Here is a 25,073-nt window from a genome sequence, read left to right as displayed (position 1 = left end):
TAAATCCTATAAATCAAGGTTAAGACATTTACCTTACTAAAGTCATCTTCCTGACCTTGTAAAAATCACCTGACCTGATCGTGTAAAAATATACACCTGAGGCGACAGGCACGCCTGAATTTGTAACACCTCTCCATGTCACTTCATAGTTACCCGGCGAACGGAAATCATTCACAAGTGTTGCAACCTCCTTGCCGAGTATATCATATATTACTATCTGTACATTACCTGCTTTCTTAATGCTGTAGTTTATCTTTGTCTCCGGGTTAAACGGATTCGGATAGTTCTGACCGAGATTATAATCCAGTTCCGAACTTATCGGCGTAATGCCCACCATCGGAGAGAGCAGGTCTCTTTCCCAGACACCGCTTCCGTGTGTAGCCGCGCGCAGTTTCCTGTTCAGCTTTGAAATGCTCAGGTCCATAACTATCGAAGCGTCCGGCATTCCCACTTTAAACTCCTGCCAGTTAGTACCGCCGTTTGTAGTTACATAAACACCGATGTCATTACCGAGATATATATGCTGGTTGTTTAACGGATCGACCACGACCGACGAAGTCGGCACGTCGGGGAGATTATTGTCCACGCTCGCCCATGTGTCACCGTAATTCGTCGACTTATATAGATGGTCTGTACCAAATCCCGATGCCGTTACATATACAACGGATTCCTCTACCGGGTCTGCCGCAATATCGATCATGTACCTGTTCGGCAATGTACCGGTTACGTTCTGCCAGGTCGTTCCTCCGTTTGTAGTTCTAAATATCTTCCCGTTCGATACTACAGGCGATGATGAAACATAAACAAGATTATCATTCAAAGGTGACACAGACATTCCCAGTGATGGATTGTTGCCGTCCAGCTGAACGCCTGCGTTCGGTGATGACCAGCTATTTCCTCCATTGGTCGACTTATATATCCGTACATTAGCTGTATATATCAATTGCGGGTTGCCGTGAGCAAGCATGAACGGAGAAACAAATCCGCCTGTTCCGCCTGTAGGTGGTGCTATGTTATCATAATTCGCTCCGCCGTCCACCGACCTGAATAGATTAAGATATTGTGCTGTGCCATATAGAGTGTCTGCGTTCCTGTAATTTATCGCCGCCCAGTTTCCGTCTCCGCCAAGAACCCTTATCCAGGCAAGTTGTCCGTCCCATATTGCGCTCGCGTTATCCTGTAAGCCTCCGTTCGAGAGCATAGAATCGGTTTCTGAGGAATTAAATCCGTTGTAAAACTGCTGTGTCTGGTAACCTCCGTTTAAACCCGAAAAGGTCTCTCCAAAATCCGTCGTCCTGAATATTCCACCATCATTTCCCAGGTAAACTATGTTCGGATCACTCGGATGTGTTACAAAACAGTGATGATCTGCATGTGAATAATCCGGCGGTCCCTCAGGTCCTCCGATTGGAGTTCTGCCGAGGTCCCACAGATACCAGAATGACTTTTGTGATAAATTAAATCCGCCGTTCGTTGATTTATAAACGTCTACACCGGCACAAAGTACCTTGCTCGAATCGGACTGGTTCACAACTGCGAAATGCGAGTACCATCCCTGGTATGTTGCGTAATCGTTCGTTGTCCTGGTTGACCATGTTAGACCAAAGTTAGTGCTTTTAACTAACCATGTACCTGCCCCGGTCGCCGCGCCGTTTCCTATGCTTGCAAATACTGTGTTCGGGGAAGAACCGTATATAGAGAATATTGCCTTTCCGCCCCATGATGCAGGGAGTCCTGATGTTATTTTAGTCCAGTTGGCGCCGGAATTAGTCGTTCTGTAAAAACCTGTCCCCGTACTGCCAAGATTACCGCATGCTATCAATACCGTGCCCGTATCATTTGGATTTATTATAAGGTCCGTTACCATTATTGTAGTATCGACCTGCTCCCAGTTATTTCCGGCATCGAAGGTAACGTAAGTACCCTCTGAAGTTCCTGCCCAGACAGTATTGGGATTGAGCGGATTGATTCTCACAACCTCCACCCCTCTCATTGTATTTGGAGACCAGTCGAGCGTTTTCCACCATGTAGCGCCGTTGTCTGTTGTTTTCAAAATACCTATTCCGTAACTGCCTCGTGTCGTTCTTACGCTTATACCGCCAAACGACATTCCGTAGCCATAGACCTCTCCTGTTCCGATATACATTTCATTTGTATCTAGAGGATTGATAGCTATCGAACCCACGCCTAGAACAGAAAATCCTGTTTGAATGTTTTCCCATGCGCTTGTGCCCACACCTCCTGTATAACTTCTCCATAAACCTCCGCTTGCCGAACCGGCGTATATCGTGTTCGGGTTGCCCGGATTGAGTGCTAATGAGATCGTCCTGCCGCCAAAATTATGGGGACCCAGTTGTGTCCATGAGGTGCCGGAGTTGTCGGCTTCCTTCCTCAGGGTATTTTTGGAATACTCGAATGCTTCCTCATATTTACCATCCGGAATATCGCTGTTTGGGTAAGCCCTTTGAATGGTCCAGAATTCGAGCGACTGAAGTGCTCCGGACATTCCCTCATGCTCCTCTTCTTCTTTGATGTCCGGTCCCGGCGTGAATTTATTCGCCAAAAATCCCGAGACAACCAAAGGGGCGATAAGAAGTAAAGCAGTAAGTAATCTTTTAATCATTATGATCTGGATTATGGTTTATAAAGGTCCCCCAACCTTCTGATTATTAAAGTTTAAACAAAAGATTTTCTTAAACAAAGTCAATTAATATATTATTAATATACGCTCGCTTATGGAATTGGTTTATCGTATTATCTAAAGCCTAAAGCGTTTAAATTGCAGAAAATCCGGATTAGAACTTGAACAATTCTCCCGACCGAAAATTCAATATTCATCGTTTCCATGGGTTCTTTTCCCGTAGCGATGACCCTGTTATCCAGCTTATAAAGGTTGCCCTGGGTCCTCTCATTGCGCTGTTAATAAATCTGTTAGTCGAGATAGATCCCGCAAGACCACAGCTTACTTACATGCTTTCGATAGCCGTATGGATGGCTGTCTGGTGGATACTCGAAGCCGTGCCCATCGCGGTTACTGCCATACTGCCTTTTATACTTTTTCCTTTCTTCGGAATAATGAATACTAACGACATCGCTCCCCTCTATATGAACCAGGTGATATTCCTTTTTATCGGCGGGTTTATAATAGCAATTGCGATGGAAAAATGGAATCTACACAGAAGGATCGCTCTGAGAATAATAATGTCCGTCGGAAACCACCCCGGTAAGATACTCGCGAGCTTTATGTTCGCGTCCTATTTCCTTTCCATGTGGATCTCCAATACCGCGACTGTGATGATGATGCTCCCGACCACACTTGCTATAGTTTATGAGATCAATAACCAGTCCGGGCGCACTGCCGGATTCTCGATAGCCTTACTGCTTGGTGTGGCGTATGCTTCATCCATAGGAGGGATTGCAACACTTGTCGGCACACCGCCTAATCTGATATTCCTGAGCAATTACATAAAAGCATTTCCCAATGAGCAGACTGTTAACTTCACCACATGGTTTGTTTTTGCTCTTCCTACATCACTAATACTTTTCGTCGTAGCGTTCTTCCTGTTAAAGAAATTTTTCATACATAGAGACTCATACGCGGGGCTCGACCCGGCTATATTAAAAGAGGAGTACCTCTCACTCGGAAAGATCACTTACGAGGAAAAGATGGTGCTTACCGTCTTTGTCGGAACGGCGGTGTTATGGTTCACACGGGCTGACCTGCAGATAGGAGACCTTTTGCTACCGGGATGGAATAAACTTTTTCCTAATCCGGAATACTATACTGACGCGACCGTAGCGATCTTTATGGCGCTCATTCTCTTTATTATACCCGCGAAAAATCCGAAGGGTAAAATGCTGATGAATACGCGCGCACTTTCTAAAATACCTTTTGGAGTGATACTTTTATTTGGAGGCGGATTTGCGCTAGCCGAGGGCTTTATAAAAACCGGGCTTTCTCAATGGATGGCAGATCAGCTGGCTGTCTTTGCAGTGTTCCCGACATTTGTACTCGTCCTCAGCATAACGACTTTCATGAACTTCTTCACCGAGTTCACATCTAATACTGCTTCATCGCAAATATTTCTGCCCGTTATACTTGTCCTGTCGCAATCTATAGGAGTCGACCCGTTATTGTTGATGATACCCGTTACGATCGCGGCATCCTTCGCGTTCATGCTTCCGATTGCAACACCTGCAAATATGATCGTCTTTGGAAGTGACATGATAAAAGTGAAAGACATGATAAAAGCCGGTATATGGCTAAATCTTGCCGGCTCATTGATTGTGACTATAATGATGTTTCTCTGGGGGAAAGTTGTGTTTGGTCTCGGTTGATCACTCGCTGTCTTCCGGGGACACCTCCTCGTAATCCGTAAGGTCTATATCCGTTATCCCGTTTTCTTCCGCGTACTTTAATACCTCTTCTTTCGTATCGAATGACGTAACTACTTCGAATGCCACGAAAAATTCTTCGCCCTCCCACACTATCGTAGTAAAAGGCATCGCTCTCATCTCACCCGTAGGCAAGCGGTCTGTGGACACCTCCAGCACGAAGTACTTCTTGTCGCCCCATTCGCTTTTATCTCTCGGACGCTTATCCGGCTTATACATATACCGTATGAACTTCTGTCCCATAAACGGAGCGTCCATCGGCACATCCAGCGAGTCACTCGCAACGTTCGTTTTCACTTCCGTGGTCGTACTGCTTCCATCCTGCGCCATCACTATACACGGCACCGCGACCGCAGCTAATATTAACATGAATTTTATCATGATCTCTCCAGCTGATTTATTTTTACACTTAATTCGTGACGTGCGTTTAGATATTCCTCTGTCTTAGGGAGCTTCTCCAGCTCCGCCTCGTATTTCCTCTTTTCTAGCTTTTTCAGCACGTCCTTCGCATATTTTAGATTTATCTTCTCCTCCACAAATCCCGTGAAGTGGTCGTTCTTGGTTTGCACGTCGCGCTCACTCACCCTGTATTTCTCCACCGATAAACTCGTAATGAGCTTCTTCGTGTCCTCGCTCTCTATTGTATTTAGTATTTTCGATATGTCCGTTTTGCCATCATCCACCAGCTGATCCAAAAAGCACCGCACTATCTCTACTATCATCTCATTACTGAAATGCTCGATATGCAGATTATTCTCTGCGTACTCCACAGCCTCGCTGTCACCTTTTATGAATATCTTCAGCACCTCCTCCTCGAGCCCCGATACACCGTTCTTGCTCTTGCTCGCCGTCTTCTTCACCTGTGTCTTCACCGGCTTATTTGGCGCGGAAGCCTTCCGCGTGTCTTTCACCGCCTTCTCCAGCTCCGCGCGCAGGTCCGACTCATACAGATTATACGCCGACGCTATCTCCTTCACATAAAACGCACGCTTTATGCTGTCGGGCATCTTGCTTATATACGCTATCATCTCTTTGACAAATACCGTCTTTTCCTCCGGCGTGGAAAGCTTATCCTCTTTCTCGTATATGTCACCCACGAACCTCAGCACGGACTTCTTCTTATTAAGATGTTTAAGGAAACCGTCCTTACCCTCCTTATTAACTATCGAATCCGGGTCCTCACCCTCCGGCAGTGAAACTATATTCAGGTCCAGTCCAGCCTCAAGCAGTATCTCTATCCCACGGCGCGCCGCTTTCACTCCCGCGAAGTCCGAGTCGAACAACAGTACCACGTTCTTTGTGTATCGTGAGATCAATCTCGCCTGGTCTTCCGTCAGCGAAGTACCGCTCGATGCCACCACGTTATGCACTCCGGCCTGGTAAAGTGATATCACGTCCATGTAACCCTCCACCAGCAGTATGTAATCCAGCGTACGTATGCTCTCTTTCGCGAAGTTCAGCCCGTACAATATCTTACTCTTGTTGTATATCTTCGATTCCGGCGAGTTAATATACTTCGCCCCTTTCTCATCCTCATACAATATCCTTCCGCCGAACGCCACCACCTTCCCGCTCTCATTGAATACCGGGAATATCAGCCGTCCCCGGAACCTGTCATAAAACCGCGTCTTGTCGTTCTCCCTCTTTAATATCAAGCCCGCCGTCTCCACGTCCCTCGCCTTGAACGTATTATCCTCGGCGAAGTAATTGAAGAGTCCTTCCCAGTCCTTCGTCGCGTACCCGACACCGAACTTCTTCACTGTGTCCGGTTTTATTCTCCGCATTGCGAGATAGTCCATCACAAAGTTGCGCTCTACATCGGGAGCGTTCTTTAGATTATTGTGAAAATACTTCGCGGCAAATTTATTTATTTCGAATAAGAGTGAAATTTCGTTCGACGTGTCGGGCGAACTCCATGAATAGTTAAGCTCTATCCCCGCACGGTCTGCAAGTATCTGTGCCGCTTCGACGAACGTTACCTTTTCGTAATCCTGCACAAACTTATACACGTTACCGCTCGCCCCGCAGGAAAAACAATGGTACACCTGTTTCTCGGGAGATACGTTCATCGACGGATTTTTATCCGGGTGAAACGGACATAATGCAAGGAACGACTTACCGCTCTTTTTCACGCGCGTGTAAGAAGATATTATATCGATGATGTCATTTGCCTGGGCTATCTCGTCCAGCTTTTCGGGAGGAATTCGCATTATCCGTAAAATCTTACAAAAAAATAATAATTATATGACAATTCAGAAAATTTACTTCTTATATTTATTGTTTAATATATAAATATTAAGTGATGTTTCAAAATATCCCTGTCTATATGTGTAAATTCATAATTGATAATATATTAGGGGTTTATTATAAACAGAAATTCATTTAAAATAAAATTAAAATTAGGCATATTATAAACATATCGGGCTTTCCTATGAAAAAGATCTTGTTCATATGTGGTTCACTGAACCAAACTACGATGCTTCATAGAGTATCCAAACACCTCGAAGGGTACGATATGTATTTTTCCGCCTATTATTGTGACGGTATCGAAAAGCTCGCCACTAATCTGGGACTCCTCAATTTTACCGTATTGGGAGGAAAGTTTAAACGCAGAACGGAAGCCTACCTCAAAAATCATAAACTTAAAAATGATTTCGAGGGCAAATCTCATGACTATGACCTGGTCGTAACGTGCAGTGACCTCGTTGTTCCAAAAAACACACGGGACAAGAATATGGTGCTCGTACAGGAGGGGATGACCGATCCGGAAAATCTCACATATCATCTGGTGAAAAGATTTAACCTTCCTAGATATTTTGCGAGTACGTCCACAACCGGGCTTTCTAATCTATACACAAAATTCTGCGTGGCATCGGAAGGATATAAGAAACTATTCGCAAAAAAGGGGGCTGACGAAAGCAAGATCGTCGTTACAGGTCTTCCTAATTTCGATCATTGTAACGATTATCTGAATAATAATTTTCCACATAAACATTACGTACTTGTATGTACGTCAGATTCGAGAGAGACCTACAAATACGAGAACAGGAAGAAGTTCATTAAAAGAGTTATGGAAATCGCGGACGGTAAGCAGATTATATTCAAACTGCACCCTAACGAAAACGTCCCGCGCGCGACCAGGGAGATAAGGAAATGGGCTCCGGGAGCGCTCGTGTATTCCGTGGGTAATACCGATCACATGATAGCGAACTGCGATGTGCTGATCACTAAATTTTCGACAGTAGTATATGTCGGCTTAGCGCTTGGTAAGGAAGTTTATTCCGAGTTTCCCATCGAGGAGCTTCGCGAACTCACGCCGATTCAAAACGGAGGCGTATCCTCTTATAATATAGCTCAGGTATGTAAAGAGCTTTTGGAGGGCACTAACGATTTTAGTAAGGATATATCAAAAGGCGCTAAGCCGTTCAACAAAAGCTACAGCGCCGCAAGATAGGTTGTTTAGTTCATTTGGATAGTAAAAATAAAAATATAGTAATAGTAACACAGGCGCGTACGGGTTCTACCCGTTTACCGGGAAAAATTGTTATGCCTCTCGCCGGAAAACCTCTGCTCGTCAGAATGGTCGAGAGGATAGAGGCTTCGGCAATTCCCAAAACAGTCGTCGTTGCGACCACTTACGATGCTGAAGACGACGATGTGGAAAAACTCTGCGCCGAATACGGATTCAACTGCTTCAGGGGACATCCCACCGACCTTCTCGAGAGACATTACGAAGCAGGGAAAAAATACAACGCTGACATCATTGTAAAGATCCCATCGGACTGCCCGCTCATAGATCCCAAAATTATAGATAGAGTGATAAACTATTATCTCGACAATGAGGATAAATACGGCTTCGTCAGTGACCTCCATCCCGCTACTTTCCCGGATGGAAACGACGTCGAGGTAATGCCTATGGAAGTGCTGGAGACTGCTTATAATGAGGCTAAACTGCCTATGGAAAGGGAGCATACGACACCCTATATCTGGGAAAACAGCGGTAGATTCCGCATCGGAAACGTAGAATGGGGATCCGGAAAGGATTACTCAATGTCGCACAGGTTCACAATTGATTATAAAGAAGATTATGATTTTATTAATAGAGTATATGATGAGCTTTATGAAAAGGATCCTATGTTCGGACTTGATGAGATATTAGCCCTTCTCGAAGAAAAACCGGAAATTTACGATATCAATAAAATGTATGCCGGTGTAAACTGGTATAGAAACCATCTGGACGAGTTAAAAACAATTACAAAAGAACAAACCAAAATTATTTAATGGAAGAACAAAAGAGAAAAGACCTGGAAGAAACTGCTTTTAAGGTGAGAGAACATATAATAAGGATGTCCACCGACGGAGGATGCTTTATCGGAGCGTCGCTCTCATGTGCTGACCTTATTGTTTACCTTTATAAAGACTTCCTTAATATTAATAAAGATAACCTGACCGACCCTGAGAGGGACTACCTCCTTTTATCTAAGGGACATGACGTACCGGCGCTTTACGGCACCTTAGCGGAACTGGGATTTATCGAAAGGGATAGACTGAAAAATCATTTAAAGACCAATGATAATATATACTGGCATCCTAACAGGAATATTCCCGGCATCGAATTTCATTCCGGGTCACTCGGACATCTGCTCAGTGTGTCAATAGGCATCGCGCTCGATTGTAAGCTCAGGGGACAAAAGAACAAAGTGGTAGTCATACTCGGTGACGGCGAGCTCAATGAAGGCTCTGTTTGGGAAGCCGCGCTTGTCGCCGCTTCGTTTAAACTGGACAACCTTATAGCGGTTGTGGACAGGAACAAGTTCCAGGCAAACATACAGACCGAGGAACTCATACCGCTCAATTCCATCACCGACAAGTTTAAAGCTTTCGGATGGGAAGGAAGATCACTGAACGGTCATAGTTTCGATGAACTGCAAGAAGGCTTTGCAAACTTTCCTTTAGCAGAAGGAAAGCCGAGCGTAATAGTAGCCGAAACCGTGAGAGGTAAAGGACTGCCGAGCATAGAGGCAAGAGCCGACAGGTGGTTCGTTAATTTTACACACGAAGAAGTAGACATGCTCTTGAAAGAACTGCATGGCGAAAAAGAAGCCGAGCTGACGTCGGAGACGATAGTAGCGAGATAATTTTAAAATTTAAAATCAATTTAATGACATACGAAGATCTTTTACATGAATTAGTAAAAAAGGACGACAGGTATCTTGTAGTTACTGCGGAAAATAGAGCCGCCATTAGAGGACTGCCGGATAAAATCGGGAACAGGTTCATAGATACCGGCATCACCGAGCAAACTATGATCGGGATGTCCGCGGGACTTGCGCTTAGAGGAAGGATCCCTATCACTCACGCGCTCGCGACGTTCATTACTATGCGCGCTTTCGAATTTATTCGAACCGATGTTGGGATCGGGAACCTCCCGGTAAAAATGGTCGGCGGTTTCTCCGGATTCCTTTCCGACGGAAACGGACCTACTCACCAGGCTATCGAGGACGTCTCTATTATGAGAGGTATTCCAAACGTGAATGTGTTCTGCCCCGCTGATGAGGAGGATATGCTCATTGGTCTGCCTGAGGTGCTGGCAAGCGAATCGCCCTTCTATATTAGATATAACAATCTGAAACCCGCTGTTGAGCATTCTAAGGATTTTGAGATCGGTAAAGCCGAGATCATATCCGAGGGAAAAGACGCTGCAATACTCGTTTACGGCATCCTGCTCAAACAGGCTATGGAAGCTAAGAAGATACTTGAGGAAAAAGGTTATTCTATAGGGGTTACCAATATAAGGACCGTAAAGCCCATAGATGAACAGGCAATTATTAATTCAGCGAAAAATTCCAATATGCTTGTTACTTTAGAAGACCACTTTTTAACAGGCGGTTTATATTCCATTCTGGGCGAAATATTTTTGAAAAACAAGATCACTGCTGACGTTCTCCCCATAGCTCTCGAAAACAAATGGTTTAAGCCCGCGCTATTTAATGACGTGCTCGAATATGAAGGCTTTACCGGGGAAAAGATCGCCGATAGGATCGAAAGCAAAATTCAAAACAAATAGACATGCCAAATAAAGTTGCATTCAATGAAAATTTTCCTGAGATAACTAAGTCGCAGGAGATTTTCAAAAAAGTTGAAGAAGGACTGATACCGGGTTACACACAGCTTCTCGCCAAAGGACCCGAGCAGTGGACTAAAGGAATAGCACCTATCTATCTTAAAAAGGGCAAAGGCGCTCGCGTTTGGGACGTTGACGATAATGAATACATTGATATTAATATGGCGGTTGGTCCGCTCGTACTAGGTTACTGTTATGATAAAGTCGATGAAGCAATTAAGAAACAGCTTGAGGATGGGATTACTTTTTCTCTCACGCATCCGCTCGAGGTCGAGCTTTCCGAAAAGATAACGGAGCTTATACCCTGCGCGGAGTCCGTGAGAATATCAAAGACGGGTTGCGATGCCGCGTCAGCTGCTGTCAGGATTGCGAGAGCATTCACTGGCAGAGAGAAAGTCCTCTCCTGCGGATACCACGGATGGCATGACTGGTACATCAGCGTTACCGATAGGAACGCCGGCATCCCAAAAGCTGTGCAGGACCTCACCTTTACTTTTAATTATAATGATATAGAAAGTCTAAAGGATTCTATAGATGAAGATACTGCCTGCGTTATCATGGAGCCGACGGTCTTCCACGAACCCCGCGAGGGATTCCTCGAAGAGGTAAAGGAGATCTGCCATAAGAACGGAAGCCTTCTCATCTTTGACGAGATATGGACCGGCTTCCGGCTGAATATCGGCGGAGCGCAGACACACTTCGGTGTTACTCCCGACCTCGCGACCTTTTCTAAAGCGATGGCTAACGGCATGCCGATTTCAATCGTCTGCGGCAGAAAAGATGTAATGAAAGTATTGGAACACGATGTTTTCTTTTTTACGACGTTCGGTGGTGAAGCGCTTTCTCTCGCCGCCAGCGTAGCTACGATCGATGAGCTCGTCGAAAAAAATGTACCCGCGCACCTGGACAGGCAGGGCGCTAAACTAAAAGACGGTTACAACAAAATAGCGGAAGACCTGGGCATGGATTATACAAAAGCGATCGGCTTTAATTACCGCTCTATGGTCACTTACGACCCAAAAGCCGGCGACCCGCTCCTGCAAAAGACCCTCGTCCAGCAGGAGATGATAAAACGGGGAGTGCTGTGGGGTGGCTTCCACACTATGTGCTACTCCCACACCGACGCCGACATGGACTATATCGTAAAAGCTTACGCAGAAGTCTTGCCTATATTGAAGGATGTTGTGGACAACAATAAACTCAAAGAATCGCTACTTGGAGAGCCGCTAAAGCCGGTTTTCCGGAAGACCACTAACGAAGGTTCAAAACCTAAAGTAAAAACAGGGGTTTAGCTTGGGAGATGGCATAAATAAACTATTTTCGCTGGAAGGAAAAGTCGCTCTTGTGACGGGGGCTGTGGGATTGATAGGAAAGGAGCATTGCAGGGCGCTGTCAGAAGCGGGTGCACGGGTAATAGCGGGAGATGTGAGTGACGCTGTGGAGGAGTTAGCGGCGGAGGTGGGGAGTGATAGCGTGGAGGGGTATTTTTTGGACGTGACGAGCCCGGAATCTGTCACAAAAGTACGAGACTATATACTCAGCAAATACGGAAAACTCGACGTGCTGGTAAATAATGCAGCGATAAACGATATGTTCGAGAATCCGGCGTCAGCGCTGGAACAGTCGAAATTCGAAAACTACCCGCTCGAGATGTGGAAGAAGTCGCTCGAGGTAAATGTTACAGGTACCTTTTTATGCTCGCAAATACTGGGTGCAGAGATGGCAAAGAACGGCAAAGGAAGCATAATCAACGTTGCATCGACATACGGAATAACCGCTCCAAACCAATCAATCTATATTAATGAAATGGGTGAGCAGACGTTTTATAAATCCGCGGCGTATCCCGCGACAAAGGGAGCAGTGATCTCATTTACGAGATTCCTTGCGGCGTACTGGGGAAATAAAGGCGTGAGAGTAAACACGCTTTCACCGGGCGGAGTCGAGAACAATCAGCAGGATTTCTTTATTAAGAACTATTCGGAACTAACCCCGCTGGGCAGAATGGCTAAAGCAGATGATTATAAGGGAGCACTGGTATTTCTGGCAAGTGACGCGTCGTCTTACATGACAGGTGCAAACCTGGTAGTGGACGGCGGATGGACAACCTGGTAAAACTTTAAAAACAAAATAAGAATAATGGCAAAAGTAAAAGTAGGTGACAGATACATAGGAGATGGCGAAAGCGTATATGTTATCGCCGAGATAGGTATTAACCATAACGGGTCGATGGAAAACGTAATGAAACTGATCGACGGCGCGGCGGCATCAGGCTGTGACGCAGTAAAATTCCAGAAAAGGACACCCGAGCTCTGCGTACCAAAGGATCAGTGGTATATAGAGAGGGATACTCCCTGGGGAAGAATGACATACATAGATTACAGACATAAGGTCGAACTAACAAAGGAAGATTACCAGGCAATAGATGACTACTGCAAAGAAAAAGGAATACACTGGTTCGCATCATGCTGGGATGAAGAGGCAGTTGATTTTTTAGAACAGTTCGATGTAAATTTATATAAGGCGGCTTCAGCCTCACTGACCGATATAGACCTATTAAAGAAAAAGAAATCCACAGGGAAGCCTCTCATGATCTCTACGGGTATGTCGACAATGGGGGAAATAGAAGCAGCGGTAGATGCTATCGGCACGGATAATCTAATGATAGCTCATTCGACATCTACATATCCATGCAAACTGGAAGAACTTAATTTACGCGTTATAACGACATTAAAGAATAAATACCCTGACGTTCCAATTGGCTATTCCGGGCATGAAACGGGGCTTGCGCCGACGTGGGCGGCAGTGGCATTAGGAGCAGGATTTGTAGAGAGACACATCACACTTGACAGAGCAATGTGGGGATCAGACCAGGCGGCTTCAGTCGAAGTGGGAGGATTTCACAGGCTAGTAGAAAACATAAGGGATATAGAAAGATCACTCGGTGACGGGGTAAAGAGAGTTTACGAAAGCGAACACGGTCCCAGGAAAAAGTTAAGAAGGGTTCAATAATAACCTAGATCAATGGAAGTACTTAGCTGGACATCTATAGTAGTATTCGGATCTGCTGTATTATTTTTAATACTCGAGAAGCTATTCCCATATACAAAAGGGCAGAAGATTTTCAGAGAAGGGTTCTTCTACGATTTTATTTTATATACTATAGCCCAAAGCTACATACTTGGACTTATAATATTCGGACTTCTCGAATTTCTAAAAACCAATACGGGTATATATAAATATAGTCTCATAGGTGACTGGCCTATCTGGGTGCAGGTACTTTTTTTCCTTATCACTCACGATCTATACATTTACTGGTTCCACAGGTGGCAACACAACAACAAGTTCCTCTGGCGGATCCATGAAGCACATCACTCTCCTCAGTCGGTCGATTGGCTGTCGGGATCGAGGTCACACGCATTTGAAATACTAATCAATCAGACTATAGAGTTTGCACCAATAATCCTTCTCGGAGCGGCGCCGGTAGTTCCCGCAATTAAAGGAATGATAGACGCAGTCTGGGGCATGTATATACACTCTAATATAAACGTGAACAGCGGGAAACTTCAGTATTTTATAAACGGACCGGAGATGCACCGCTGGCATCACTCCGACGACGAAGGAAAAGAATATCAAAGTAATTATTCGACGAAGCTAGCAATCTGGGACTGGGTATTCGGAACCGCATATTACCCGGATCCATCAGTTAAAAAACCTCAGCAGTATGGAATTGCGCGCGACATGCCTGAATATCCGTTATCAGAGCTTAATGAGAAAGAAAAGTCACTTGCACAAAAAAATAAATTTATACATATAGTATTAGTAGTAGTAAAAGATATATATGTTTACTTGAAACAGCTTATTTTTGCTTTCAGAAGGTTTGAAAGTAAAGAAGAAGCGAGAATCACTCCGAATGAAAGCTCCAGTAAGGGGGAGCCGGCATCACACACGGGGGACTATAATGTCCTCGCCAGGGAAGATAAAGAAGCTTAACAAACGTACTACAAAAATTTAGGATTTTTGCTACTTGCATTAATTTATGCTTAAATTTATATTAAGTTAAATGCAGGTATATCTTGCTAATTTTATAGATAGTAGGGCATGTTATAGATTATTATGGAAAATAAACTTGACATTAAAGAAAAAACGATATATTTTTGAATCATAGTTATATAGCTCTATTTTAGGGTTAAATCAAAGCAAAATAGCTTTCATTTTTCTGGAACAGAATTTCTTTAATACATTAATTATGAAAAAATTCAAACGAATTTATCTGGTAGCCGCCATAATTATGTTTGCCAATATTTGTTTTGGACAGGCAGATCACACATCCGAAACAACAGTCAGCCAAAACAGAGGAAAGGCAGGCGAAACAAGGCAATATGACAATTCATTAACACAAAAAACTCAGACGAGTTATTTAGCACCGTGCAGTGACATCGAAATAAGTAAAACGCAACCACCATTTCAAAATGACTGGGACGATATGGATATATTGGTTGACGGTGGTGCGGTAGCAACAGCCGGTTTTCGCCAGGCAATAATAAAATTTGGTCCGGACTTCAGTATGTATGCGGTAATAAATAAAAAGACGATCTCGGGACAATTTAACGGAAAGATTGTAATATACAGATCTGATAACGGCGGTTTAAACTGGACGCTCATCTCGACAATACAAAGTACATCAAACTTTTTTGGTCAATTTTCATACCTGGTTGAAAATAACACACCTGGTGTAGAAGACTCTACCCGATTAATCTTATTTTACACAATATCACCAAACCAGAACTTAAACAGTTCGGTATTGAATTTTTACTCCGTAAAAAGGAACGGCACAGCCCCAATATCCGGAAATATCGGAATAGCAACTTCAGGATATAAATTGTTTAATCCAAGTGCATTTAGTAATGGTACATATGGTGGAAACGGTTATGGAGTAATTGTTGGTGAATATAATAATTCGACAGATGCTACAAGGAGTTTAAGATACTTCAGAACAACCAACTTTGGTGTTTCATTTCAATCAGCTGTATTAATTGATCCGGGATATTCTACATTCAATGATTATTTTCCCTCGGCAGGCTTTAAGAAAGGATCAACAGATTCAGTTTATATTGCAGTAGAAAGACGTGACGCAGCAGATACATTAGTTAGAGTAATAGTGACACCATGGGAGCCAACAGCATCGGCGACAACAAACTTTTTAACGAACGGACCGGACAATTATGAAAAACCAAGCCTTACAATATTACAAACCGATCCCGCAAATCAGGTTCTGATCACGTGTATAAAGAACTTGGGAATTCCTGTTTATGATTACACAACAGACGGGGGAAGTTCATGGATAATCGACGCTGCACTAGGAGATGCAACACAAAAAGACATTAAGTTTACAGCAGTTAACTCAGACCCCGATACAACAGACGGTGGTTATTTTATAGCTGCATATCAGGATGCCTTCTTTAGCCTTTCGGATTCTGTAACAGTCAGAAGAGGGAGATTAGGAGATATGGGTCCTTTTGAATTTAAGGTGAATGATCTTTCAACTACAGGGTTTATAGGACCTTCGGTTGCCATTTACAAATATACTCCTATGGGCGGTTCGCTTCAGAAGAGATCAGCGGTAATGTATGTAGGCGCGAATACCGTGAACACATACTACGACCAGGAAAATCTACCTACGGGGATTATCAATAATAACGGAATAGCATCGGAATTTAGGTTGTCACAAAACTATCCGAATCCGTTTAACCCGTCGACAAAGATAGATTTTGAGATCCCTAACTTTTCAACAGTGAAATTAGCAGTATATGATGTTTTAGGCAGGGAAGTTTCGACACTAATTAATGAAGATCTGGGCGCAGGCGCTTACACGGTGGATTTCAGAGCAGAAAATTTAGCCAGCGGAATATATTTCTACAGCATTAAAGTAGAAAATCAGAACGGGCAATTCCGCGACATAAAGAAAATGACATTAATAAAGTAACCCCTTCTATAATTTGAATTTTAGGTAAACCCGGGCAAGTGAGTGCCGGGTTTTTTTATTTCACTTCTTCACCGGTATCTTCCCAAAAAGTTTTATCCTCACCTCTATTACTGCCTATAATCTGATCTATGATAGATCTTAATTCCTTACGGGAACGATAAATTTTTAGTAAAACCGGTAAATATCTTATGCGTTTAGCCAGACCGGATCTGACGTGAGGTGAACCAGCTATACCGCCGCCTATTCCGAGCTCAAAACGCTTAGCGCATACATAATCACAATTAAGACGATACGCATCTTCGTATTTTACAAAAAGCTTTTCTTTATCCTCTACCAGATCTTTGCTCCACCCGGCAACTATCCCATCTACCCGGGAATTGATACGTACCGGTTCGGATGCAGAGTATTTTCCATAGAGACATCTATGCCAGCGATGATCACCCACCGGCTTTATACTAATAAGATAAAACTCTGTTTCATCCCAGCCCCATTCGATATAAGAATGAAGGTAGGAATTGCAAGCTATGCAAGATCTAAGAAAGTCGAAAAGCTGAGAAAGCATCAGTCCAAAAGGAGCTTCCTCCGTATAAACATTCCAGTGCCTCTCCCATTGCCATCCAAGTGAAGATATCACCGAGCTGTATTTTTTTAATTTGCCGGTCTCACGATTTGTCTCTTCCCACTCGACCTCACAAGAAATTTTTCTTACAAAGGCAGTTCCCCTTACCGAAAGTTTTTTCTCAGCGCCAGACGCAATGAGTATGCCTGCTTCCCTTGCATTACCGATCATTGCTTTGGGATTCATTTTACAGCTCTCCCATTGGTTGAATTAATATCTTTAATGAGTTCGTTGACCGGATGTCTGAGCAATTTTTCCAATGAAAGGGGCATCACAAGGCGCCAGTTCTTATTATTAACGATCCCCGGGAAATTTATCCTATCGGCAGCCGAGCTGTGCTTCGTCAATATTTTCTTGTCGAGATACAGCCATTCAAAAAGGAGCTGTATTGAAAATACTGACGAGGTACGTGATATGGTCTCGAGCGACCGTTTAATAAATTCAGTATCAGGGAGTGGTCTCATCTTTCCCTGGAAGCCGATGTATTTCCAGAAAGTTTCCTTTTCGCCAAAGCTGGACCTGTACATACCAATGAGGTCTTGCGCTTCGGATTCCGGTAATTTAACGATCGAGAGAAGTTTTTCCACGGAATCAACGGAGGTCTTCCAGTAGAATTTATCCTTTCCGGGATGGTCCTTGTCGAAAAGCCTGTGTCTCATCTTGCCGACAGGGAGCTTTTTATTTTTGCAAAACTTGCGGAAGGGATACCGGTCAATAGTACCGGCTTCGTATTTCCACCACGCGGGGAGCGTGCTGGAATCATGAGTTGAAACTGTAGCGACGGAATTTATCCGGTAGTCGGAGGGCTTGATAAAATCGAAGCCATCGCTCCAGTTTTTGGACCAGCGCTGGACTTCGACACCGGGGACGCCAGCTTTCCATAGTATATGGTAAGATGCGGGCGGTACGGTGCCGAGATCTTCGGCGCACGGCAACATTTCGGTATCCTCCAGGATGACGGTGAGGAGCTTTCTGCCATGCTCTCCCCAAATATATTCCAGCTCCGGGTCGAAGCGGCCGTCTTTGGCGCCCTTGGCTTTGGGGGAGTGTTTGTTTATGATCCAGACGCGAAGGAGTCCAACGAAGTGATCTATGCGGAACATATCATAGAAGGATGCGGCATAGCTGAGGCGGTGCTTTATGTAGCGGAAGCCATCGCGGGCAATGTTGTTCCATTCGTAGGGAGGCATGCCCCACCGCTGTCCTTTGGCGAAGAACACGTCAGGGGGTGCGCCGGCTTCGTAGTCGAGCTTAAAATAATCCTGGCATGCCCATACGTCGGCGCTGTCCCGCGCTACAAGGAACGGAATGTCTCCCATGAGAAAGACTTTCTTTTCGGCAGCGTATTTTTTAAGGGCGGTGAGCTGTTCATAAAGCTGCCACTGTAGCCAACAGTAAAATTCTATTTTTTGCTTATTTTGTGAAGTGAGCTTGCGGAGGGTTTTTTCGTCGCGGTCGCGGTATGTTTTTTTCCATTTAAACCACGCGCGCTCGTCTTTTTCGTCTTTTATTAAACGGTAGAGCGCGTAATCATTGAGCCAGTATTCATTTTCACGGACGAATTTTTTATACTTAATGGACCTGCCGAAGTCGGAATCTTTACAAATCTTTGCGAGGAGTTTCAGCTTTTCTTTTTTTATGTCGTAATTTACCTCGCCATGCCCGGCTGGGAATTTTTCGCGGAGAGCAGTAATCTCTTCTTTGAACTTATTTTTATTCATTAACTTCAGGTCAGTAAGGCGCAAATATACGGGGTCTATCGCAAATGTGCTGACAGAGCTATACGGAGAAAAATCCATACCGAGCTCGTTCATAGGGAGGAGCTGAATAATGCTTAGCCCGGTCAATTTGCACCAATCGACAAGGAGCTTAAGGTCAGGAATTTCGCCTATGCCGATGCTTTTGGATGAGTATAAGGAGAAAAGCGGTACCGCAACACCAGCCCGCCTTTGAATCCCGATCTTCTTCCAGATCCTACCACTGTATGTATTTAATAAATGTTCGTAGTTCAAAATTACGCGGACATGTATTTATTTCTCAGCTTAATTTTAGATTCATAAATGTATCTGCCATCACGGTATTGGGGAAGATTCGATCTTGCCTCAGAGAGCCTCGCGAGGAATTCTTCCTCGAAATCGATTCCGGATACTTCCCTAGCCAGTTCGATGGCTCTCGCCGCGAAGCGCAGTATTATCAGTGTTTCCAGACCAGACACATCGGAAAAAAACCAGCCACAGCTGGTGAACATATACATTGCGTTCCTCTGCATTTCCATTATCTTAATACATAATTCGCTCTCATCCTCAGTAAGGAACTGCTTCGCATTGAAGTAAAAGAATTTTTCATATGATTCTCTGGACGGATCCAAAACGACGTGAATATAATCATTGCGCGCATCCCAAACGTTTTTGAGATACTTACCTCCTTCGATCTCAGTAATCTTAATCATCTCATCTCGAAGCCAGTTAAGGCTATCGCGCAGAGGTCTTCTCCATTTCTGATTCCAGCCCGGCTCACCCTGCCCACACCCACAATCTTCCTGCCACCTACCGACCCCGTGCGCACAACTCCATGACGTCCCTTCCCCGTTCCTTCCTTTTTTTATTTCCACTTCACACAACGGGGTATGGTTAGAGAGAAATTCACCGAAGTTAGTTACCTTATATTTGTGTTTAGGCGCCAATTCAGATAACAGATATGCGATAGTGCGTTCAGTAAAAGGTTTATGATGTCCGAATGTTTCACCGTCAACGGCGGCACTAATCAATTCATCCATATGCGAATTATCCAGATTGATAATTTCAATCCGTTCCATCATTCTTTCGGCATTAGTAATATAGTCATCAAAGGCAATATTCTTTGACAATAGACCGTCGTAGAAAAAAACCGTTAGCGAAGCACCGCTGTGTATTTTCGAAAAGAACCTGTACGGCCGGGTAGTGTCCAAACCTCCACCGGTTACATCTGTCCATGAACCACCGGGCAGTTTGCGTATTTTCTCCGCCTGTGAAGGATCGAGTATCGTAAACTTAACCCCTTCCTGAATTAAGGCTTCTAGAGTGGCTTCATTGCAAGCAGTTTCGGGAAGCCACATACCCTCCGGATCACGGTCAAAATGAAACTTAAAATCTTCAATCCCCCATTTTATCTGGGTGATCTTATCATTTTCGTTAGCAAGGGGCATTATAACGTGGTTATATATCTGCGCAATCGCATTCCCGTGTCCATTATGCTTTTCGACACTTTTCTTATCAGCATCAATCATCATCCGGAGACGGTGCGGGTGTTTCTTTTTGATCCAGGATAAAAGGGTAGGTCCTATATTAAAGCTCAAATATTCAAAATTATTTACAAACTTTAAAATCTTATCGTTCTTGTCGGTGATAACCGCCCTTGTATTGGGTTTGTAGCATTCCTGATATATACGCTCGTTCCAATCATGCAGTGGGGCGGCAGACGGCTGAACTTCCACCTCACCCGTCCACGGATCTTCGCGAGGCGGCTGGTAGAAATGTCCATGGAATATGAGAAACAGAGTCTTGTTTTTATACTTATTCAAATTATGCGCCGGATTTCTTTTTATGAGAAGCTTTTTTAACAGCTTTCTTTGTTGTTTTTTTGGAGATCTTTTTAGGCGGACTTTTGACCGCAAACTCTAATCCAACATCGATCCATTTAGACAACTGCCTTTCGGTCTTAATTCCCTGAGAACCCACATAAAGGAAGCCTTTTAAAGGCTTACCTGTGAAATCCATTTTCCTGACGTGAGGTTTCTTCAAATACTCGTCATATTTTTCAGGGAGCACCCTTATCATGAGGTCATCTTTTACGATGCCGACACTCATCTTATCTTTGTACATGTAGCAGATACCGCCGAACATCTTTTTTTGTACGATACCGCGTTTGCCTTTCAGGATAGAATTTATTCTTTCCGCAAGTTTTTCGCTGTAAGCCATTAGTTTTTATTCTTCAAGTTTAAAAATATTTACAGCAAGCGGAGGGAGTGTAATGCTGATACTATTCGTATAAGAGTACCGCTTTTCATCGTTTGCCTCTATACCGCCGAGATTTCCCTCGCCGCTTCCACCGTATTCTACGGCATCGCTATTAAAAATCTCCCTGTAAAAACCTTTTTCAGGAACGCCAAGCACATAATTCTCTCGTTTTATCGGCGTCATATTAAAAGTAAATACAAGAAAATCCTTCCTGCCAACGGTATAGCGGATAAAACTTAACACACCGGCATCGGCATCCGTAAAATCGATCCACTGAAAGCCATCGCTTTTGAAATCTTCATCGTAGAACGGAACATGTTCTTTATACAAATGACTAAGGCCTTTAAAAAAGAGGTTGAACTCACTGTTTCTTTCAAACTCAAGCACTTCCCTTTCCACCTGCGCTTCGCTATTCCATTCGTTGTACTGCGCGATATCATTTATCATAAAGTTCAGCTTTTTGCCGGGGTGCGCGAACATAAATCCGAAGAATAGTTTCAACGTGGCAAACCGCTGGTCAATATCACCGAAAAACTTTTCGATGAGAGTTCTTTTGCCGTAAACGACCTCATCGTGCGATATAGGAAGCACAAAATTTTCATCAAACGAATACCAGAGTGAAAAAGTGATCTTATTGTGATGAAATTTCCTGTGAATGGGGTCGAGTGAAAAATAATACAGAACATCGTGCATCCAGCCCATATTCCATTTCATATCAAATCCAAGTCCGCCTAGATAAACGGGCTTTGTAACACCTTTCCATGCAGTGGATTCCTCGGCTATCATCATAATTCCCTTATTCGACTCATGCACTTTCTCATTTAGAAGACGAAGAAACTCAATGGCTTCAATATTTTCATTACCCCCAAATATGTTAGGCTCCCATTCGCCCTCATCACGTGAATAATCGAGATACAGCATAGATGCAACAGCATCTACCCTTAACCCGTCAAGGTGATACTTTTCAAACCAGAAGAGAGCATTCGATATAAGGAAGTTACGGACCTGATTCTTTCCGTAATCGAAGACCATAGTACCCCATTCCTTATGGAACCCTTTGCGCGGATCATCATAAGCATAAATCTCCGTGCCGTCGAATTTATATAGTCCGTGTTCATCGGTTGGAAAATGTCCGGGTACCCAATCGAGGATGACTCCGATACAATTATAATGGCAATGGTCAACAAAATACATAAAGTCTTCAGGTGTGCCATGCCTGCTTGTAGGCGCAAAATAATTTACAACCTGATAGCCCCATGATTTATCCAGTGGATGCTCCATAACCGGCAGAAGTTCGATATGAGTGTAACCCATTTCTTTAACATGGTCAACGATCTCGTGCGCAAGCTGGCGGTAATTCATAAAACCCCACTCATTCGGGAAGTCGGTATTTCCATGATCTCTTTTCCATGAACAAAGATGCACCTCATAAATGGATATTGGCGATCTTTTGTAATCCCACTCCTTACGGTCTGCCATCCACTCCATATCGTTCCATTCAAACTCACCCAGTGTATGAACAACAGAAGCGTTACTAGGGCGGAGCTCGGAATAGAAAGCGTAAGGATCGGATTTAGCTTTAATCTCATCATCGAGCGCAGACTTAACAGCATATTTATACAGAGAACCGTCAGTAACTTCCGGAACGAAAAGAACCCAGATGCCTGAGCCGTTCACGTTTTCCATCGGGTGCGCGCCATTATTCCAGCTGTTGAATTCGCCAATGACCGAGACTGCCCTGGCATTAGGCGCCCACACGGCAAAGTGTGTACCTGTAACCCCTTCGAACTCGCGGACGTGCGCACCGAGCTTTTCATATATTTTGAAATTATTTCCTTCACCGAAAAGATGGAGATCGTATTTGGAAAGTATCGTCGGAAAATAGTATGGATCCTCACGCTGGATGATATTACCTTCGCCGTCGGTATACTCTATTATATATGGAAATCTTTTCTCAGTTTTCTTGAACACAACGGAGAATACATCCGTCTCTCCAATGCGTTCCATTTCCTGACGCTCATTCCCCTCCTTTGGAATAACCCAAGCTCTTTCTGCTCCGGGGAGAAAAGCTCTAATAACCATAGACTTTTTGCCGGCTTTATGGGGTCCAAGAATATCGAAGGGCTTTTGGCATTCGAAGTCCCGGATCTGCCTGATCTGCTCGTCTTCCGAAGTAAGAATTTGTTTTGAAGGGGATTTTTTACTCATAAGGGAAAATTATCAAAACTTAGGGAAAGAAAAACTGTATAATATTTATACTTTACAAAAAAGTCCGCTTCTCAAATGAAAAGCGGACCTAGTATTAAGGTAAAAACAACTTTTTATTTCACCAGAATCATCTTCTTAGTGATCGTGTAACCTCCGGCATCAAGCCTGTAGAAGTAGCTTCCGCTGGCTAATTCAGGTCCGTCGAAGCTCACTGTATATTCACCGGCATTCATGGTTTCATTCACGAGTGATTTGACCTCCCTGCCCGTAAGATCGTACACAGTCAATTTAACAAATCCCTCACGCGGTACAGCGAACTTTATCGATGTAGACGGATTGAACGGATTCGGATAATTTTGTGAGAGTGAATACTCTTCAGGAACGGAATTGCCTGTAAGCTGGACATTAGTAGTAAAGTCTATCAATGCAGTCCAGATGCTGAGGCTGGATCCGTCGTTCCTGGTCCAAATCGGTCTTACTATACCATTGTGCGCGGTAATATCGGTATAATCGCCAAAGAACCCGCTAACCGGGATAAATGGTGAAGAACTTATTTTCATATTCTGAAACGTAGCGCCTCCATCAGTCGATCTGGCAAGGTAAACGTCAGTCTGGTTATTGGAGTATGCTCTCCTGTCATAAAATAAAACATACAGATCACCCGTCGTCTGATCTATGTCCATCGATGACATGAACTGCTGTTTTCCTGCGGGATCATCGTTTACACGGATCGCACTGCTCCAGTTAGCACCGCCATTGGTGGATTTATAGATCCAAACGTCGGTATCGGTAGGACCATTGCGCTGGTCGGTGAAATTTATGTAGATGTTTCCGTTATAAGGTCCTCCGCTGATGTCGCAGTCTGTGTAAGGAAGCCCATTACACCGGCTCAAGCCGGATATCATGTAGTCCCATCCACCGGGCTGGTCTCCTACGTAGATAGGTTCAGAGAGCCATGTTGCACCCTGGTCGGTGGACTTATTGAAGAATATACCAAAGGTGGTGTTCCTTACGAGCGGACCCGACCACGCGTCATAAATTTCGCCATTGGGACCGACAGTAGGTACAGCGCCCTCGACGGTATTGTCTTCATCCACACAGTCGCCGCCGAGTTTATCCAGGCGAAGCGGCGCGCTCCATGTCGCTGAGCCGTCGGTGGATTTTACAAACAATATTCTCGAACTGTCTGTTGGAACCGACGTACCATAATCATCGAACTCCGTCCACGAGACATAGATGTTGTTATTGGTTCGGTCAATGACCACCCAATGCTTGTCTTCTGCTTTAGCGGGTGTGCGAAGCCCGAAGTATGTGCCGTTGCTCCACGTGACACCGCCGTCGGTGGATTTTTGACAGACGATACGGTCTATCCAGTCACCACCAGGTGGGTTAGATAAGTGGAAGAAGTAGAAATTTCCAAGCGTATCTACAACTATACATGGATCACCCCACACTCCATAAGTAGAAGTGAGCGTGCCCTTAGTCCAGTTAGCGCCGGCATTCGATGAGTAGTAGAAGAAGCTCAAATTAGAGCCGGCGACGAGACGGTTAAGGTTGTTTGGATCGATCATAATGGACGGCTCGTTTGGGCTACCCGTACCGGTCAGCATAACATTCGTAAACTGCGCATGTGAAACGCCGTACATAAAGATGAACGCCAAAATTAGTAAGTATTTCAAGATGATAACCTCCGCTTTAATAGTTTTGCTACCACCCCCACAACATCATTTAATTCCTTTGTCATAAAAA

At 44.2% G+C, this 25,073-nt stretch carries 19 protein-coding genes; 10 read left to right on the top strand and 9 right to left on the bottom strand.

From position 1 onward, the window contains the following. Window positions 1–28 precede the first annotated feature (28 nt). Complete coding sequence (locus tag H6614_09175) at window positions 29–2,623, bottom strand: T9SS type A sorting domain-containing protein (GenBank protein ID MCB9243833.1); 2,595 nt, start codon at window positions 2,621–2,623, stop codon at window positions 29–31. Between the two features lie 179 nt (window positions 2,624–2,802). Here H6614_09175 and H6614_09170 point away from each other — a divergent pair, with 179 nt between their 5' ends. Further along, window positions 2,803–4,338, top strand: coding sequence for an SLC13/DASS family transporter (locus H6614_09170; GenBank protein MCB9243832.1), 1,536 nt, complete (start codon window positions 2,803–2,805; stop codon window positions 4,336–4,338). On the opposite strand, the gene H6614_09165 is transcribed toward H6614_09170, so the two are convergent. Further along, complete coding sequence (locus H6614_09165) at window positions 4,339–4,776, bottom strand: hypothetical protein (GenBank protein ID MCB9243831.1); 438 nt, start codon at window positions 4,774–4,776, stop codon at window positions 4,339–4,341. Continuing rightward, the gene (locus tag H6614_09160; protein MCB9243830.1) at window positions 4,773–6,605 is read right to left on the bottom strand and encodes a DNA primase; all 1,833 of its coding nucleotides are present in this window, start codon (window positions 6,603–6,605) and stop codon (window positions 4,773–4,775) included. Before H6614_09160 ends, H6614_09165 begins: the two co-directional genes overlap by 4 nt. A gap of 221 nt (window positions 6,606–6,826) precedes the next feature. Between H6614_09160 and H6614_09155 the strand changes: the two genes are divergently transcribed. The 9 genes from H6614_09155 to H6614_09115 all read left to right on the top strand — a co-directional run bounded on the left by H6614_09155 (window position 6,827) and on the right by H6614_09115 (window position 16,502). Next, window positions 6,827–7,849 carry a hypothetical protein gene (locus H6614_09155; GenBank protein ID MCB9243829.1) on the top strand — a complete coding sequence of 341 codons (1,023 nt, stop codon included), beginning with the start codon at window positions 6,827–6,829 and terminating at the stop codon, window positions 7,847–7,849. Between the two features lie 14 nt (window positions 7,850–7,863). Then, complete coding sequence (locus tag H6614_09150; protein MCB9243828.1) at window positions 7,864–8,676, top strand: glycosyltransferase family protein; 813 nt, start codon at window positions 7,864–7,866, stop codon at window positions 8,674–8,676. Beyond that, entirely contained in the window at window positions 8,676–9,533 is an 858-nt protein-coding gene (locus H6614_09145) for a transketolase (protein ID MCB9243827.1), read from the top strand. The genes H6614_09150 and H6614_09145 overlap by 1 nt, the downstream gene beginning before the upstream one ends. Window positions 9,534–9,556: 23 nt before the next feature. Then, on the top strand, window positions 9,557–10,462 hold the full coding sequence (locus tag H6614_09140) for a transketolase (GenBank protein MCB9243826.1): 906 nt from the start codon (window positions 9,557–9,559) through the stop codon (window positions 10,460–10,462). Window positions 10,463–10,464: 2 nt separating this feature from the next. Beyond that, complete coding sequence (locus H6614_09135; protein ID MCB9243825.1) at window positions 10,465–11,811, top strand: aminotransferase class III-fold pyridoxal phosphate-dependent enzyme; 1,347 nt, start codon at window positions 10,465–10,467, stop codon at window positions 11,809–11,811. A gap of 13 nt (window positions 11,812–11,824) precedes the next feature. Continuing rightward, window positions 11,825–12,631, top strand: a complete 807-nt coding sequence (locus tag H6614_09130; GenBank protein MCB9243824.1) for an SDR family oxidoreductase — start codon at window positions 11,825–11,827, stop codon at window positions 12,629–12,631. A gap of 24 nt (window positions 12,632–12,655) precedes the next feature. Next, a complete protein-coding gene (locus H6614_09125) occupies window positions 12,656–13,528 on the top strand; it encodes an N-acetylneuraminate synthase family protein (protein MCB9243823.1) in 873 nt (290 codons plus the stop codon). A 12-nt stretch (window positions 13,529–13,540) separates the two neighbouring features. Further along, window positions 13,541–14,509: a sterol desaturase family protein gene (locus H6614_09120; protein ID MCB9243822.1), complete on the top strand. Its 969-nt coding sequence runs from the start codon at window positions 13,541–13,543 to the stop codon at window positions 14,507–14,509. A gap of 256 nt (window positions 14,510–14,765) precedes the next feature. Next, on the top strand, window positions 14,766–16,502 hold the full coding sequence (locus H6614_09115; protein ID MCB9243821.1) for a T9SS type A sorting domain-containing protein: 1,737 nt from the start codon (window positions 14,766–14,768) through the stop codon (window positions 16,500–16,502). 55 nt (window positions 16,503–16,557) lie between these two features. On the opposite strand, the gene H6614_09110 is transcribed toward H6614_09115, so the two are convergent. The 6 genes from H6614_09110 to H6614_09085 all read right to left on the bottom strand — a co-directional run bounded on the left by H6614_09110 (window position 16,558) and on the right by H6614_09085 (window position 25,003). After that, window positions 16,558–17,307 carry a hypothetical protein gene (locus H6614_09110; GenBank protein MCB9243820.1) on the bottom strand — a complete coding sequence of 250 codons (750 nt, stop codon included), beginning with the start codon at window positions 17,305–17,307 and terminating at the stop codon, window positions 16,558–16,560. After that, window positions 17,304–19,133: a 4-alpha-glucanotransferase gene (gene malQ, locus H6614_09105; GenBank protein ID MCB9243819.1), complete on the bottom strand. Its 1,830-nt coding sequence runs from the start codon at window positions 19,131–19,133 to the stop codon at window positions 17,304–17,306. Before malQ ends, H6614_09110 begins: the two co-directional genes overlap by 4 nt. A gap of 2 nt (window positions 19,134–19,135) precedes the next feature. Continuing rightward, window positions 19,136–20,680, bottom strand: a complete 1,545-nt coding sequence (locus H6614_09100; GenBank protein ID MCB9243818.1) for a DUF3536 domain-containing protein — start codon at window positions 20,678–20,680, stop codon at window positions 19,136–19,138. Window position 20,681: 1 nt separating this feature from the next. Further along, complete coding sequence (locus H6614_09095) at window positions 20,682–21,077, bottom strand: TfoX/Sxy family protein (GenBank protein MCB9243817.1); 396 nt, start codon at window positions 21,075–21,077, stop codon at window positions 20,682–20,684. A gap of 6 nt (window positions 21,078–21,083) precedes the next feature. Then, a complete protein-coding gene (gene glgB, locus H6614_09090) occupies window positions 21,084–23,324 on the bottom strand; it encodes a 1,4-alpha-glucan branching protein GlgB (protein MCB9243816.1) in 2,241 nt (746 codons plus the stop codon). Window positions 23,325–23,437: 113 nt separating this feature from the next. Continuing rightward, window positions 23,438–25,003, bottom strand: coding sequence for a T9SS type A sorting domain-containing protein (locus H6614_09085; protein ID MCB9243815.1), 1,566 nt, complete (start codon window positions 25,001–25,003; stop codon window positions 23,438–23,440). Window positions 25,004–25,073: the final 70 nt, after the last annotated feature.

Source organism: Ignavibacteriales bacterium (assembly GCA_020635255.1).
GTDB lineage: Bacteria > Bacteroidota > Ignavibacteria > Tepidaquicellales > Tepidaquicellaceae > JAEYVS01.
This window is presented reverse-complemented; position numbering and strand designations above follow the sequence as displayed.

Bases quoted from the DNA above. Each gene is read 5' to 3' on its own strand.
- H6614_09175 (MCB9243833.1), bottom strand. From the start codon at position 2,623: ATGATTAAAAGATTACTTACTGCTTTACTTCTTATCGCCCCTTTGGTT.
- H6614_09165 (MCB9243831.1), bottom strand. From the start codon at position 4,776: ATGATAAAATTCATGTTAATATTAGCTGCGGTCGCGGTGCCGTGTATA.
- H6614_09160 (MCB9243830.1), bottom strand. From the start codon at position 6,605: ATGCGAATTCCTCCCGAAAAGCTGGACGAGATAGCCCAGGCAAATGAC.
- H6614_09155 (MCB9243829.1), top strand. From the start codon at position 6,827: ATGAAAAAGATCTTGTTCATATGTGGTTCACTGAACCAAACTACGATG.
- H6614_09145 (MCB9243827.1), top strand. From the start codon at position 8,676: ATGGAAGAACAAAAGAGAAAAGACCTGGAAGAAACTGCTTTTAAGGTG.
- H6614_09140 (MCB9243826.1), top strand. From the start codon at position 9,557: ATGACATACGAAGATCTTTTACATGAATTAGTAAAAAAGGACGACAGG.
- H6614_09135 (MCB9243825.1), top strand. From the start codon at position 10,465: ATGCCAAATAAAGTTGCATTCAATGAAAATTTTCCTGAGATAACTAAG.
- H6614_09125 (MCB9243823.1), top strand. From the start codon at position 12,656: ATGGCAAAAGTAAAAGTAGGTGACAGATACATAGGAGATGGCGAAAGC.
- H6614_09120 (MCB9243822.1), top strand. From the start codon at position 13,541: ATGGAAGTACTTAGCTGGACATCTATAGTAGTATTCGGATCTGCTGTA.
- H6614_09115 (MCB9243821.1), top strand. From the start codon at position 14,766: ATGAAAAAATTCAAACGAATTTATCTGGTAGCCGCCATAATTATGTTT.
- H6614_09110 (MCB9243820.1), bottom strand. From the start codon at position 17,307: ATGAATCCCAAAGCAATGATCGGTAATGCAAGGGAAGCAGGCATACTC.
- H6614_09095 (MCB9243817.1), bottom strand. From the start codon at position 21,077: ATGGCTTACAGCGAAAAACTTGCGGAAAGAATAAATTCTATCCTGAAA.
- glgB (MCB9243816.1), bottom strand. From the start codon at position 23,324: ATGAGTAAAAAATCCCCTTCAAAACAAATTCTTACTTCGGAAGACGAG.